Below are 13,716 nucleotides of genomic sequence, written 5' to 3'. Positions count from 1 at the left end.
GTTTTTTTAACTAATTTGTAAAACCAGATGCAAGTTTGAGCGAACGATCAAAATAAAGCACCTCAACACTAAAAAATTATTCTCTTTCGAAAAAAGTTTGTGTAATACTTGTAACGCTACATGGAGATTAACTCAATCTAGAGGGTGTTATAATGAATCGTACTAAACTGGTACTGGGCGCGGTAATCCTGGGTTCCACTCTGCTGGCTGGCTGCTCTAGCAACGCTAAAATCGATCAACTGTCTTCTGACGTTCAGACTCTGAACGCTAAAGTTGATCAGCTGAGCAACGACGTGAACGCAATGCGTTCTGACGTTCAAGCTGCTAAAGACGACGCAGCACGCGCTAACCAGCGTCTGGACAACCAAGCTCACGCTTACAAAAAGTAAGATAGCTTTGGTTATTGAAAACGGCGCACATTGTGCGCCGTTTTTTTTTGCCTGTCCCTTGGACTGGTTTTTCCTGCACCGCAGGCAAAAAAAGAGGCTCAGCACGCTGAACCCCTCTTCGACCACACAATCCTGCAAACTTAGTTCACGGAACTGATTGGCGCTGCCTTGAATGGGCTCTTATTCGCCTCAGGCGTCGCTGCAGGCGTCAAACTCACCGCCGACGGGCTCTCCCCTACGTTGACCAGCACCGGCATGCCAGAACGGCGTACAACCGCGCTATCGAACACGGCGCGATCGGTCTGAGCATCCGCAGCGAAGGCTTTCTCCGCTTTAGACAACGCAATCGGCATGGTCTGCGGATCGTCGCTTTCTACCCGCGACAGCGGCTGATGCACTTCCACATAGCGTTTGCCGTCCGGCTCAACCGAAATCTTCACCGGATCGTTGATCACCTGCACCCGCGTACCGCGCGGCACCTGATTGAACAGCGCTTCGATATCCGTCGGACGCAGACGAATGCAGCCGGAGCTGACTCGCATGCCGATACCGAAGTTGGCGTTGGTGCCGTGGATCAGGTATTCACCGCGCCCCATCGCCAGACGCAGGGCGAACAACCCCATCGGGTTCTCAGGGCCGGCCGGCACCACCGCTGGCAGCGTCACGCCCTGGGACTGATAGCGTTTGCGGATATTGGCGGTTGGCGTCCAGGTCGGGTTAGGGATCTTCTGGCTGACGGAGGTCACCTCCAGCGGCGTGTGCATCCCGGTCTGGCCGATACCGATCGGATAGACGATCACTTTGTTCTCGCCTTTCGGGTAGTAGTAAAGACGCAGCTCGGCCAGGTTGACGATGATCCCTTCACGCTTGGTGTCAGGCAGCAGCATTTGGGTCGGAATGGTCAGCACCGTACCCGGCTTGGGCAGGAACGGGTCAGTGCCGGGGTTGGCTTCCAGCATGCCCAGCAGGCCGATCTTGTAGTCGGCGGCGATCGCCTCCAGCGGACGGCCGTCGTTTGGCACGGTATAAGTGGTGTTTTCACCGATCAGACGGCTGTCCGGCGGCGGCAGCGGGTACTCGGTCGCACTGGCGGCCTGAGTGCCGGCCAATACGGTGGCGAAGACCATGCCCATTAAACTCAACGCACGTTTCATTATCATCCCTATATTTTTTTATGACGGTTCGCCCCCAAGGCTAACGAGCGCCTGGCGGTGGGTAAATCAGACAATACCTGATTAATACTAGCAACGCTGGTATCAAAGGCAATAAGTCCTCTAAAAATCAACACGTTATAACGTAATCGCCGCCGCTGATTGTCAACGAAACGTCAATAGGTAAGCTGCTGAAATATCACTGAATTGGGAGCATTGCCCAGGGGAAAACTGCGGATTGTAAAGACTCATTGACAAAGCGAAGGTATCAATGAGCCTTGAGGATACGGGCGTTATGGGTCAGGCCAGCTGCGCCGCTTTGCTGCGAATGGCGCGGATCATCGCCTCCAACCCCTGTGAACGCGAAGGCGTCAGATGTTGGCTGAGCGCCAACTCGCTGAAAAACGGCCGCACATCGAGATCGACGATCTGCTGTGGCGTCAATTGACGATAAAGAATAAACACCACCGCCAGCAGCCCTTTGACGATCGCCGCGTCGCTGTCGCCGTGAAACTCGACCAGCCCCTGCTCATCACGGCGCATCACGATCCATACCTGGCTCTGACAGCCGGAGATCAGGTTGCCGGCCTGCCGCTCGGCCTCGTCCAGCGGCGGCAATTTGGCGCCGAGTTCAATCACGTACAGGTATTTCTCCTCCCAGTTCAAACAGCGGGAGAAATTACGCACCAATTTATCTTTGTCCGGCAAATTCGCCATGGGGATCCTTTTGTACCGCCGGGGACGCGCCCCGGCCTAGCCTAATAGCTGATGAATGCGTTGCAGCCCGGCCACCAGCCGGTCCACCTCTTCGCGGGTATTATATAACGCCAGCGAAGCGCGGCACATGCTCGGCACCTGATAAAACGCCATCAGCGGCATTGCGCAGTGATGGCCGGTGCGAATGGCGATGCCGTACTGGTCGAGGAAGCTGCCGACATCATAGGCATGGTGCTCCCCCAGGTTGAAGGCGATCACCCCGGCGCGATGGGCCGGACCATAAACTTTCAGCGTCGGCACCTGCCTGAGCGCCTCCAGCGCATAGTGCATCAGCGACTGTTCATAATCGTGGATCGCATTCAGGCCCAGGGCTTCGACGTAATCGAACGCCGCCCCCAGCCCCATGATGCCGGCGGTGTTCGGCGAACCGGCCTCGAAGCGCCACGGCGGATCGGCGAAGGTGGTGCCCGCCGTCAGGCTGACCTGGCTGATCATCGAGCCGCCCCCTTCCCACGGCGGCATCTGCTGTAACAACGCCTGGCGGCCGTACAGCATGCCGATGCCGGAAGGGCCGTACAGCTTATGGCCGGAAAATACGTAAAAATCGCAGTCCAGCGCCTGAACATCGACGCGCTGGTGCATTACCGCCTGCGCGCCGTCCACCAGCACCGTCAGCTCCGGCGCCAGGGCTCTGGCGCGGGCGATGATGTCGCGCACCGGGTTGACGGTGCCCAGCACGTTGGAGACCTCGGTCAGCGCCAGCAGTTTGCAGGACGAGTCGACCAGCTCCGGCAGCAGCGCCAGATCCAGCGTACCGTCCGGCTGCAGCGGCCACACCCGCAGCTGCAGCCCGCGCTCCTGCGCCAGCATCTGCCACGGCACGATATTGGCGTGGTGCTCCATCTCGGTGATGAGAATCGCATCGCCCGGCTGCAGCAGGTGGCGGCCAAAGCTGTTGGCCACCAAATTGATGCCTTCGGTGGTGCCCTTGACGAACACCATCTCTTCCGCCGAGGCGGCGTTGATAAAGCGCGCCGCCTGTTCCCGCACCGCTTCCATCTGCTGGGTCGCCTCGGCGCTCAGGGTGTGGATGCCGCGATGCACCGCCGCATAACCGTGGCGGTAGAACTCCAGCTCGCGGTCGATCACCGCCTGCGGTTTCTGCGCGCTGGCGGCGCTGTCGAGATAGGCCAGCGGTTGGCCATTCACCTCACGCGCCAGCAGCGGGAAATCGCCGCGCACGCGTTCAATCGGATAACTCATTCAGCCTCCCCCGGCAGGCGCTGGGCGATACGCGCCAGCACCCGTTCCCGGATGGTGTCATTGGCGATGCCTTCGGTGAGCTCGGCGGCGAAGGCGAAAATGATCATCTGCTGCGCCGCGTGTTTGTCGATGCCGCGCGACTGCAGATAGAACAGCTGCTCTTCATCGATGCGCCCCACGGTGGCGCCATGGCTGCATTTGACGTCGTCGGCGTAGATCTCCAGCTGCGGCTTGGTATCCACCTCCGCCACCTTGCCCAACAGCAGGTTATGGTTAGTCATCTGGCCGTCGGTTTTAATCGCGTGCTTGGCCACTTTGATCATGCCGTTGAACACCGCTTTGCCGCGATCGCTGACCACGGTTTTATGCAGCTGGCGGCTTTCGCAATAGCCCTTGTTGTGCTCCAGATAGGTGCGGGTATCGCAGATCTCTTTGCCCACCGGCAGCACCAGGCTGTTGATCACCAGGTTTGCGCCTTCGCCGTTCAGCTGCGCGCTGGTGTTGTGGCGCGTCAGACCGGCGCCCAGCAGGAAACTGTCGCTTTTCACCCGCGCGTCGCGGCCGATAACCAGATCGTTGTGGGCAAAGTGGTAGCTCGGCTGGCTCTCAAACGCCAGCTTGCAGTGCAACAGCCCGGCGTTGTCCGCCACGTTGGCGGTCAGACGCGCGCCGGTGAAGTGCGCGGCCTCGCCCAGGCTGACGTAGTGTTCAATCACTTCCGCCTCGGCCCCGCGCCCGATCTCCAGATGGTGACGATGATGCACGGTGTTCACTTCCCCGGTGGCGCCGCGTCCGCTGCTGATGTGCAGCAGGTACAGCGGGCGGGCCGGGGCCTTGCCGGCCGGCAAGCGAATCAGGCTGGTTTCCTGCGCCAGGCTTTCGGTCAGGTGCAGGAAAATTTCCGGCTGGATCGGCTCCGGCAGCGCCTGCGGCGTGCCGTAGGCAGTCAATTCGAACTGGTATTCGCCCAAATCGCCATCGCTCAGCGCGGCGCTGTAGCGGCCGTCGATAAACACCAGCCGACAGGCATCGATGCCGAGCGCCAGCGCCTCCAGCTGCTCAGCGCTCACCGGCGCGGGCTGCGGTTCGAGGAACTGCTGCTCCAGCAGGCTCTCCAGCGGCGTGTATTTCCAGTTTTCATGCTTGCGCGTTGGCCAGCCGAGGCGCAGCGCCTGCTGCCAGTGCGCCAGCGCATGCGGCGAACGCTCGCCGCCGCGGCCTTCGAACAGGCGATACAGCTGCTGCAGCGCGTTTGAATTACTGTTGGTCGGTAAGCCAGCCATAGCCCTGCTCCTCCAACTGTTTCACCAGCGAGAAATCGCCGGATTTGACGATGCGCCCCTGGGACAGCACGTGTACGTAATCCGGCTGGATGTAGTCCAGAATGCGCTGATAGTGGGTGACGATGATAAACGCGCGCTTGCCGTCCCGCAGCGAGTTGACGCCGTTGGCGACGATCTTCAGCGCGTCGATGTCCAGGCCCGAGTCGGTTTCATCGAGAATGCACAGATCCGGCTCCAGCGCCGCCATCTGCAGAATGTCGTTGCGCTTTTTCTCGCCGCCGGAGAAGCCGACGTTGACCGAACGGGTCAGCAGATCGGCCGGCATATCCAGCAGCGCGATTTTCTCTTCGATGAAATCGGCGAAGTCAAAGCGATCCAGCGGCTCCTGCTCGCGGTATTTGCGCACCGCGTTGACCGACGTCTGCAGGAAGAAGTGGTTGCTGACACCGGGGATCTCCACCGGGTACTGGAAGGCCAGGAACACGCCTTCGCCGGCGCGATCTTCCGGATCCAGCTCCAGCAGATCCTTGCCCTTGAAAGTGACTTCCCCTTCGGTCACTTCGTACTCTTCACGCCCGGCCAGCGTGGCGGACAGCGTGCTCTTGCCCGAGCCGTTCGGCCCCATGATGGCGTGCACTTCGCCCGGTTTGATCTCCAGATCCAATCCCTTGAGGATCTCGTTGCCTTCCACGCTGACTTTCAAATTCTTGATGCTTAACATGCTGTGTCCTCAGATAGCGCCGGCGGCGCTAAAAATGCGGCGATTAACCCACGCTGTGTTCCAGGCTGATGGCCAGAAGTTTCTGCGCCTCGACGGCGAACTCCAGCGGCAGCTCGGAGAAAACGTCCTTGCAGAAGCCGTTGACGATCATCGAAATGGCGTCATCCTCGCTGATGCCGCGCTGCAGGCAGTAGAACAGCTGGTCGTCGCCGATCTTCGAGGTGGTGGCTTCGTGCTCCAGCTGAGCGCTGTTGTTGCGCGCTTCAACGTAAGGGAACGTGTGGGCACCGCTGTCCGGCCCGATCAGCATCGAGTCGCACTGGGTAAAGTTACGGGCGTTTTCCGCCCCCGGCAGGATTTTCACCAGGCCACGATAGGTGTTCTCGCTGTGGCCGGCGGAGATGCCTTTGGCGATGATGGTCGACTTGGTGTTTTTGCCGATGTGGATCATCTTGGTGCCGGTATCGGCCTGTTGATGGCCGCTGGTCAGCGCCACCGAGAAGAATTCGCCGATCGAGTTGTCGCCCTGCAAAATCACGCTCGGGTATTTCCAGGTGATGGCCGAGCCGGTTTCCGACTGGGTCCAGGACATTTTCGAGCCGGCGCCTTCACACAGCGCGCGCTTGGTGACGAAGTTGAGGATACCGCCCTTGCTCTCGCCGCCGGAGAACCAGTTCTGCACCGTCGAGTATTTCACTTCGGCGTCTTTATGCAGGATCACTTCCACCACCGCCGCGTGCAGCTGATAGCTGTCGCGCACCGGGGCGGAACAGCCCTCGATATAGCTGACGTAGCTGCCTTCGTCGGCGATCAGGATGGTGCGCTCGAACTGGCCGGTTTTGGCGGCGTTGATGCGGAAGTAGGTCGACAGTTCCATCGGGCAGCGTACGCCCTTCGGCACATAAACGAAGGTGCCGTCGGAAGCCACCGCGGCGTTCAGCGCGGCGAAGAAGTTATCGTTGGACGGCACCACGCGCCCCAGATACTGACGCACCAGATCCGGGTATTCCTGGATCGCTTCGCCGAACGAGCAGAAAATCACCCCGCTCTCCGCCAGTTTTTCACGGTAAGTGGTAGCGACAGAGACCGAGTCGAAGATGGCGTCCACCGCCACCTCGCTGCCCTCGCGCACCGGCACGCCGAGCTGGTTGAACGCCAGCTCCACTTCACTGGTCAGGTAATCTTTTTCCGTCGCCGCGCCCGGTTGCTGCTCGGCGCCGGGTTGCGAACCGCAGGCGTCGTCGCAGCTGCCGCAGGACGGCGCCGAATAGTAACTGTAGTCCTGGTAGTTCAGGCGATCGTAATTGGCCTTCAACCAGTGCGGCTCTTCCATCTGCAGCCAGGCGCGGTAGGCCTCGAGGCGGAATTCCAGCATCCACTCGGGTTCGTTGCGCTTGGCCGAGATGGCGCGCACCACCTCTTCGTTGATGCCTTTGGCCAACTCATCGGTTGCCAGCTGGGTGAAGAAACCTTCTTTGTAGCGACCTTCGCTGACCCAAGCCTGCACTTCATTAGGCATTTCTACATTGCTTCGTGTCATGTTGATTGCATCGCTCAAACGCCAAAGCTCTCGCCGCACCCGCAGGCATGCTGAGCTTTAGGGTTGTTAAATTTGAATATCTGATTCAGCCCTTCGCGGACGTAATCTACCGTGGTGCCATCGATGAACGGCATGGCCTTCAGCGGCACATAGAGTTTGGCGCCGTCGCGCTCAAACAGCAGATCGTCATCGGCGGGTTCGCGGGTCAGATCCAGCACATAGGCAAAGCCGGCGCAGCCGGATTGTTTCACCCCTAGCTGCAGCCCTTTCACCTGCGGATCCTGCTGCATCAGTTTGGTTATTTGTCGTACGGCGCTGTCGCTGAGCGAAATGCCTTGCCAGACATTTTCATCCAGAGAAAAAGTGCCGACATTTTCCGTTTGCATAGGGTCTACCTCACACTCGTGTTTGGCCACAGCCAATCTGGGTTGCTTATATGTTAGTGATAACGATTATCACTTCAACCGTTTGTTTTGCGGGGGTATCCGCCGCGAGCGCGGTTTTTCGCTGCGGCGCGCGGCAAGCCAACGGGACACCCGTGGCGGCTTGCGGCGTCTGGCGGCAAGGCGTGCATGCTATCCCTATGAATTTGTTCTCTATCCTGCATCACCGTACCGCACTCCCCGGTGGCCCGTCAGCGTTACAGCGCCGCGGGGCGTTGCCGATCTAAACATTCATAGAAAATACCTATTTCTGCATTCTGTCTGTCGTAAATGTGCGTTTATCGGCATTTCGTGGCGCGGCGCAAGCGCGCACCCTCAGGTTAAAGTTTAGTCGCTCAGGATTAAATTGGGTCGTCGGCGGCCTTTTACACCCCCGCGCGATGAAAAAACGCCGCGCCGGGGATTGATCGGCAACGCGGCAGTTTATATGATAATGATTATCATTCAATTGTAATTTGAGCGCGAAGCCAATGACTCTTTCGATCAACGCATGGTTGCTGGGCAAGATTGATGACTACAAATTCAGCGTGCGCGACGCCACGGTGGACTTTTACATGGCCGAAGCGGCGCTGCGGCGCCCGGAATGCAATATCGACCACCTGAAGCGGTACAACAGCGTCAGCCTCACCATGGCCAATCTGTGTCTGGAGAACGGCGACGACGACAGCTACCTGCATGCGCTCAGCAAGCTGCACAACCGGCTGATCGTCGAGATCAACAACCCACAGCGCTGCCAGCTTTTTCGGGTGCAAAGCTACCACTTCGCTCGCCACACGCTGACGCTGATCTGCCAAAAATATGCAATGGAAGGCACCTGGGAGAAGGCAAACGCGTTTCAGAAGGACTTCGTCAAACGCGTGCCGTTTCAGCTGTAAGGCGCAAGGCTCCGCAGGCCGATCGCCTGCGGAAACCGGCGGGAATCAGTCGATGACCGCCGTGGTCAGACGCGAGGTGCAGCACAGCCGATCGCGCGCGTCGAAGATCTCGATTTGCCACACCTGATGACGGCGGCCAACGTGCAGTGCGCGGCACACCCCGCGCACCTGGCCATCGAACACCGCGCGCAGGTGGTTGGCGTTGATCTCCAGCCCCACCACTTTCTGCTCGCCCTCGCTGCACAGGTAACCGGCCATCGATCCCATCGATTCCGCCAGCACCACCGACGCCCCGCCGTGCAACAGCCCGAACGGCTGCCGGGTGCGGCCATCGACCGGCATGGTGGCCTCGAGGAAATCCTCGCCCAGCTGGGTAAACTCGATGCCCACATGGCTGACCATGCAGCCGTCGCCGGCGCGGTTCAGCTGCTCCAGCGATGTTTCACGTTTCCACAATTTCACTCAATCATCTCCAGAAGTGCCTGTAATGGGTGGCGCACGCCATTGCCCTCGATGCGTTTCACCTGGCTGCGGCAGGAATAGCCGGTCGCCAGGCAGCGCTGGCGCGGCAAACGCTGCAGCGTCGGGTGCCATGATAGCTCATAAATGCCGAGCGAGTTTTGCAGGTTCTTGGCTTCATGGCCGTAAGTGCCCGCCATGCCGCAGCAGCCGACGCTGACGTTCTCCAGTTTGGCGCCGAAGCGCGCGAAGATCGCCGCCCACTGTTGGCCGCTGGCCGGCAGCGCGGTGGTTTCGGTACAGTGGCCGAACAGATACCAGGGTTCGCCGGTCGCCGGCTGTTCGGCGCGATCTGCGATCCGCTGCTGCAGCCATTCATGCACCAGCTGCACCTGGAAATCGCCGCGCTCGGCGCCGAGGATCTCGCGGTATTCGTCGCGGTAGCACAGCACCAGCGCCGGATCGACGCCCACCAGCGGCATGCCGAGCTGCGCCACGCGGTTGAGGAAATCGGCGGTTTTGCGCGCGGTGCGGGCAAAGCGCGTCAGGAAACCTTTCACATGCTGCGCCTTGCCGTTCGGCGAGAACGGCAGCAGCACCGGTTTATAGCCGAGTTTCTCCACCAGCCGGACAAAGTCCGCCACCACTTTGGCGTCGTAATAGCTGGTGAACGGATCCTGGACGATCAGCACGTGTTCTGCGCGCTGCTCGGCGCTCAGCCCTTCCAGCTGCTCCAGCGTCAGGGTGGTCGCGCGGTGGCCGGACAGCTGCTGACGCAGCGTCGGGCTGGACAGCAGCGGCAGATCGACCATGCCGATGGCGTTGCGGCTCATCTCCCGCAGCCACGGCTGGCGGAAGAAGAAGTTGAACACCTTCGGCGCGCGAGCCATCAATGGGGTATAGCTCTCCACGCCGGCGACCATATAGTCGCTTACCGGGCGCAGATAGCGGGTGTGGTAGAGCTGCAGGAAGCGCGAACGGAATCCTGGCACGTCAATCTTGATCGGGCACTGGGTGGAGCAGGCCTTGCAGGCCAGGCAACCGGACATCGCCTCTTTCACTTCGTGCGAAAAGTCGTACTCGCCTTTGCCGGCGTGCCAGCTGTTGCGGGTCTTTTCGATCAAACCGCGCAGGCTGACTCGCTGCTGCGGCAGCTGTTTCTCCAGCGCCAACGGATCGACGCCCTGCTCGGCCAACAGACGCAGCCACTCGCGCACCAGCGTCGCTCGCCCTTTCGGTGAATGAATGCGGTTGCCGCTGATCTTCATCGACGGGCACATCGGGCTGCGCACGTCGAAGTTGAAGCACAGGCCGTTGCCGTTACACTCCAGCGCGCCGCGGAACGAGGTGCGCACCTCGACCGGGATCTGGCGATCGAAGGTGCCGCGTTTGACCGCGTCCACCTGCATCATCGGTGCATCCACCGCCAGCGGCGCACAGATCTTGCCCGGGTTCAGACGGTTATCCGGATCGAACGCCGCTTTGATGCGGCGCAGCTCCTCATACAGCGTTTCCCCGAAGAATTCAGGGCTGTATTCCGCGCGGAAGCCCTTGCCGTGCTCACCCCACAGCAGGCCGCCGTATTTGGCGGTCAGCGCCACCACTCGATCGGAGATCTGCTTCATCAGCACTTCCTGCTGCGGGTCGCACATATCCAGCGCCGGGCGCACGTGCAGCACCCCAGCGTCGACGTGGCCGAACATGCCATAGCTCAGGTTATGGTCGTCGAGCAGTTGGCGAAATTCGACGATATAGTCCGCCAGGTGTTGCGGCGGCACGCAGGTGTCCTCGGCGAACGGAATCGGCTTGGCGCGCCCTTTGGCGTTGCCCAGCAGCCCGACCGCCTTCTTGCGCATGTTATAAATGCGCTCGATGCCCGCCAGATCGCCACAGATCTGGTAACCAATCACGCCGCCCTGCCGCTGCGCGATCAATTCGTCCAGCCGTTGACACAGGTTTTCCATCTGGCCGTCGATCAGCGCCCGATCGTCACCAGCGAACTCGACGATGTTCAGCCCGAGCATCTCTTTATCCGGCACGTCGGCGATCAGTTCGTTCACCGAGTGCCAAACGATGTCTTCACGCGCCAGGTTCAGCACCTTGGAATCGATGGTTTCCACCGACAGCGCCTTGGCTTCGACCATAAAGGGCGCATTGCGCAGCGCCGAGTCGAAGGAGTCGTATTTTACGTTAACCAAACGGCGCACTTTCGGCAGCGGCGTGATGTCCAGCCGCGCCTCGGTGATAAACGCCAGCGTGCCTTCGGCGCCGGTCAGGATGCGCGTCAGATCGAAGGTTTGCAGATCGTCGCTCAGCACGTGGCGCAAATCGTAGCCGGTGAGGAAGCGGTTGAGCTTGGGGAATTTCTCCAGGATCAGCGCGCGCTGCTCGCGGCAGCGGTTCAGCACCGTGCGGTAGATACGCCCTTCGGCGGTCTCGTCCAGAGCAATCGTTTCCGCCAGCGCCGTCGGCATGGCGCGGGTATCGATCATCTCGCCGCCCAGCAGCACCGCCCGCAGGCCCAACACGTGATCGGAGGTTTTGCCGTACACCAGCGAGCCCTGGCCGGAGGCGTCGGTATTGATCATGCCGCCCAGGGTGGCGCGGTTGCTGGTGGACAGTTCCGGCGAGAAGAAGTAGCCGAACGGCCGCAGATATTGATTCAGCTGATCCTTGATCACCCCGGCTTCGACTTTTACCCAGCCTTGTTCGACGTTGATCTCCAGAATGCGGTTCATATGGCGCGACATATCGACCACGATGCCGGTATTGAGCGACTGGCCGTTGGTGCCGGTGCCGCCGCCGCGCGGGCTGAAGGTCAGCGCATTGAATCGCTCTTCCCCGGCCAGGCGGGCGATCAGCGCCACGTCGGCGGTGGAACGGGGGAACACCACCGCATCGGGCAACAGCTGATAGATGCTGTTGTCGGTGGCCATCGTCAGCCGGTCGGCATAGCTGGTGGCGGTATCGCCGTTGAATCCGTTTTGCTTCAGTGCTTCCAAAAAGTCGAGCACCCGTTGAACGAGGCCGGGTGCCTGAGAAATCTGTGGGATCATTCGCTTTTTTGACCCTGTCCGTCTATTTTTTATGCGCTGATGTACGCTGAATCGGGCCTTTAATTCAGACCCACCCTATTTTTTAGTGACACTAAAAACTAACATACTCGTTTAGTGAAGGCATTCACATTATTACCGCCCTGCGAACGCCGCCACAGGCGGCCGCCCGGCGGTAATAAACCGACCGACAGGCACCCGATTCGCCGGTGCCAGGGATTTAATTGACCAGGATGAGAAGCCACTGATGCCACTCCCGCAATCGCGTTACGACTTACCGCGAATTATTTTCGGCGTGCTGTTTATCGCTATCATGATCGTCGCCTGTTTTTGGGTGATCCAACCGTTCATTCTCGGCTTCGCCTGGGCGGGAATGGTGGTGATCGCCACCTGGCCGCTGCTGCTCAAACTGCAAAAGCTGCTGTGGGGCCGCCGCTCGCTGGCGGTGCTGGTGATGACCCTGCTGCTGATCCTGCTGTTCATTTTGCCTATCTCTCTGCTGATCAGCAGCGTGGTGGATAACAGCGCGCCGCTGATCGCCTGGGCCAGCTCGCCGGGCAAACTGCATATTCCCGATCTCGCCTGGCTGCAGTCCGTGCCGATGATCGGCGACAGGCTCTATACCAGCTACCATACGCTGGTTAACGCCGGCGGCGCCGCGCTGCTGGCGAAGGTGCAGCCGTACTTCGGCCAAACCGCCACCTGGTTCGTGGCGCAGGCCGCGCATATCGGCCGTCTGCTGCTGCACTGCGCGCTGATGCTGCTGTTCAGTGCCCTGTTGTATGCGCGCGGCGAGCAGGTGGCGTTGGGCATCCGCCACTTTGCGGTGCGCCTCGGCTCTGCGCGCGGCGATGCGGCGGTGCTGCTGGGCGGCCAGGCGATCCGCGCCGTCGCGCTGGGTGTGGTGGTGACGGCGCTGGTGCAGTCGGTGCTGGGCGGCATCGGTCTGGCGGTGAGCGGCATTCCGGCCGCCACTCTGCTGACGATGCTGATCTTCATCTGCTGCGTGGCGCAATTGGGGCCGCTGCTGGTGCTGGTGCCGGCCATCATCTGGCTGTACTGGCACGGCGATACCACCTGGGGCACCGTGCTGCTGGTCTGGAGCTGCGTGGTGGCTACGCTGGATAACGTGCTGCGCCCGGTGCTGATCCGCATGGGCGCCGATCTGCCGCTGCTGCTGATCCTGTCCGGCGTTATCGGCGGCTTGCTGGCCTTCGGCATGATTGGCCTGTTCATCGGCCCGGTGGTGTTGGCGGTATCTTATCGCCTGCTGACCGCCTGGATGGATGAAGCGCCGGAGCCGACCACCGCGCCGGAGCAAGTCATCGAAGATTTGGAAAAACGCTAATTCCCCCTTTCCGCCCGCATCGTCGGGCGGAACTTTTCACTCCTGCCGTTATTCCTACCCCATTCGAGTAATATCTCCGCCCAATATAATGCCGCCATATATTGATTACGGTGCCGCGAATGAAAGGTGCAATGTAAATCCCTGTTTGTTGCAAACGGCAAAAAGAGATAACTCCCGCAAATAAAATGTGATGCCGCTATCGATTAGGATGATTCTTAATGACTAGTCGCGTTCAAAAATCTAGTATTATGGCCATCTATTGCTTCAAATCACTGATTTTAAAGCAACCTTTCTGAACAATGTAATGCCATACATGTGAATTGCTGTGTGTAGTCTTTGCCCATCTCCTACGGTGGGCTTTTTTTTATTCTTTTTTCGTCGAATTGATTATTTTACGCGCCGTTATTTACATTCAGAAATAAAAAGGCCGCAGCGTTAACTGCGGCCCGGCGTTAATGCCTCAGCGAGGCCGAG

At 59.9% G+C, this 13,716-nt stretch carries 12 protein-coding genes and 1 other RNA gene; 4 read left to right on the top strand and 9 right to left on the bottom strand.

Translation table 11 applies throughout. The annotated features are described in order from the left end of the window. The first annotated feature begins 152 nt into the window (after nucleotides 1–152). Nucleotides 153–389: a major outer membrane lipoprotein gene (locus ACK3CV_RS11600; protein ID WP_004931354.1), complete on the top strand. Its 237-nt coding sequence runs from the start codon at nucleotides 153–155 to the stop codon at nucleotides 387–389. A gap of 140 nt (nucleotides 390–529) precedes the next feature. Here the strand turns inward: ACK3CV_RS11600 and ACK3CV_RS11595 are convergent, their stop codons facing one another. The 7 genes from ACK3CV_RS11595 to sufA form a co-directional block, all read right to left on the bottom strand. Continuing rightward, nucleotides 530–1,543 (bottom strand): L,D-transpeptidase family protein, encoded by a 1,014-nt coding sequence (locus ACK3CV_RS11595; RefSeq protein ID WP_033653930.1) that lies wholly within the window; start codon nucleotides 1,541–1,543, stop codon nucleotides 530–532. Between the two features lie 297 nt (nucleotides 1,544–1,840). Next, entirely contained in the window at nucleotides 1,841–2,257 is a 417-nt protein-coding gene (gene sufE / locus ACK3CV_RS11590) for a cysteine desulfuration protein SufE (protein ID WP_489009854.1), read from the bottom strand. Between the two features lie 36 nt (nucleotides 2,258–2,293). Then, the gene (sufS, locus tag ACK3CV_RS11585) at nucleotides 2,294–3,520 is read right to left on the bottom strand and encodes a cysteine desulfurase SufS (RefSeq protein ID WP_041034889.1); all 1,227 of its coding nucleotides are present in this window, start codon (nucleotides 3,518–3,520) and stop codon (nucleotides 2,294–2,296) included. Then, nucleotides 3,517–4,803, bottom strand: coding sequence for a Fe-S cluster assembly protein SufD (gene sufD, locus ACK3CV_RS11580; protein WP_164038294.1), 1,287 nt, complete (start codon nucleotides 4,801–4,803; stop codon nucleotides 3,517–3,519). The genes sufS and sufD overlap by 4 nt, the downstream gene beginning before the upstream one ends. Beyond that, nucleotides 4,778–5,524 carry a Fe-S cluster assembly ATPase SufC gene (gene sufC / locus ACK3CV_RS11575; RefSeq protein ID WP_016927936.1) on the bottom strand — a complete coding sequence of 249 codons (747 nt, stop codon included), beginning with the start codon at nucleotides 5,522–5,524 and terminating at the stop codon, nucleotides 4,778–4,780. Before sufC ends, sufD begins: the two co-directional genes overlap by 26 nt. Nucleotides 5,525–5,567: 43 nt before the next feature. After that, nucleotides 5,568–7,064 carry a Fe-S cluster assembly protein SufB gene (sufB, locus tag ACK3CV_RS11570; protein WP_033638360.1) on the bottom strand — a complete coding sequence of 499 codons (1,497 nt, stop codon included), beginning with the start codon at nucleotides 7,062–7,064 and terminating at the stop codon, nucleotides 5,568–5,570. Between the two features lie 14 nt (nucleotides 7,065–7,078). After that, complete coding sequence (gene sufA / locus ACK3CV_RS11565; protein WP_004931368.1) at nucleotides 7,079–7,450, bottom strand: Fe-S cluster assembly scaffold SufA; 372 nt, start codon at nucleotides 7,448–7,450, stop codon at nucleotides 7,079–7,081. A 527-nt stretch (nucleotides 7,451–7,977) separates the two neighbouring features. Between sufA and ACK3CV_RS11560 the strand changes: the two genes are divergently transcribed. Continuing rightward, complete coding sequence (locus tag ACK3CV_RS11560) at nucleotides 7,978–8,382, top strand: hypothetical protein (protein WP_004931369.1); 405 nt, start codon at nucleotides 7,978–7,980, stop codon at nucleotides 8,380–8,382. Nucleotides 8,383–8,427: 45 nt separating this feature from the next. On the opposite strand, the gene menI is transcribed toward ACK3CV_RS11560, so the two are convergent. Next, the gene (menI, locus tag ACK3CV_RS11555; RefSeq protein ID WP_016927938.1) at nucleotides 8,428–8,844 is read right to left on the bottom strand and encodes a 1,4-dihydroxy-2-naphthoyl-CoA hydrolase; all 417 of its coding nucleotides are present in this window, start codon (nucleotides 8,842–8,844) and stop codon (nucleotides 8,428–8,430) included. Further along, the gene (ydiJ, locus tag ACK3CV_RS11550; RefSeq protein WP_164038289.1) at nucleotides 8,841–11,897 is read right to left on the bottom strand and encodes a D-2-hydroxyglutarate dehydrogenase YdiJ; all 3,057 of its coding nucleotides are present in this window, start codon (nucleotides 11,895–11,897) and stop codon (nucleotides 8,841–8,843) included. Before ydiJ ends, menI begins: the two co-directional genes overlap by 4 nt. 244 nt (nucleotides 11,898–12,141) lie before the next feature. Here ydiJ and ydiK point away from each other — a divergent pair, with 244 nt between their 5' ends. Together ydiK and rprA are read left to right on the top strand one after the other, a co-directional pair. Further along, nucleotides 12,142–13,242 (top strand): AI-2E family transporter YdiK, encoded by a 1,101-nt coding sequence (ydiK, locus tag ACK3CV_RS11545; protein WP_033646299.1) that lies wholly within the window; start codon nucleotides 12,142–12,144, stop codon nucleotides 13,240–13,242. 258 nt (nucleotides 13,243–13,500) lie between these two features. Beyond that, an RNA gene (gene rprA, locus ACK3CV_RS11540) (antisense sRNA RprA) lies at nucleotides 13,501–13,610 on the top strand. The last annotated feature ends 106 nt before the right edge of the window (nucleotides 13,611–13,716 follow it).

It is taken from the genome of Serratia sp. TSO36, assembly GCF_057808395.1.
This window is presented reverse-complemented; position numbering and strand designations above follow the sequence as displayed.

Excerpts from the sequence above, each read along its gene's own strand:
- ACK3CV_RS11600 (WP_004931354.1), top strand. The coding sequence starts at position 153 with ATGAATCGTACTAAACTGGTACTGGGCGCGGTAATCCTGGGTTCCACT.
- ACK3CV_RS11595 (WP_033653930.1), bottom strand. The coding sequence starts at position 1,543 with ATGAAACGTGCGTTGAGTTTAATGGGCATGGTCTTCGCCACCGTATTG.
- sufE (WP_489009854.1), bottom strand. The coding sequence starts at position 2,257 with ATGGCGAATTTGCCGGACAAAGATAAATTGGTGCGTAATTTCTCCCGC.
- sufS (WP_041034889.1), bottom strand. The coding sequence starts at position 3,520 with ATGAGTTATCCGATTGAACGCGTGCGCGGCGATTTCCCGCTGCTGGCG.
- sufD (WP_164038294.1), bottom strand. The coding sequence starts at position 4,803 with ATGGCTGGCTTACCGACCAACAGTAATTCAAACGCGCTGCAGCAGCTG.
- sufC (WP_016927936.1), bottom strand. The coding sequence starts at position 5,524 with ATGTTAAGCATCAAGAATTTGAAAGTCAGCGTGGAAGGCAACGAGATC.
- sufB (WP_033638360.1), bottom strand. The coding sequence starts at position 7,064 with ATGACACGAAGCAATGTAGAAATGCCTAATGAAGTGCAGGCTTGGGTC.
- sufA (WP_004931368.1), bottom strand. The coding sequence starts at position 7,450 with ATGCAAACGGAAAATGTCGGCACTTTTTCTCTGGATGAAAATGTCTGG.
- ACK3CV_RS11560 (WP_004931369.1), top strand. The coding sequence starts at position 7,978 with ATGACTCTTTCGATCAACGCATGGTTGCTGGGCAAGATTGATGACTAC.
- ydiJ (WP_164038289.1), bottom strand. The coding sequence starts at position 11,897 with ATGATCCCACAGATTTCTCAGGCACCCGGCCTCGTTCAACGGGTGCTC.
- ydiK (WP_033646299.1), top strand. The coding sequence starts at position 12,142 with ATGCCACTCCCGCAATCGCGTTACGACTTACCGCGAATTATTTTCGGC.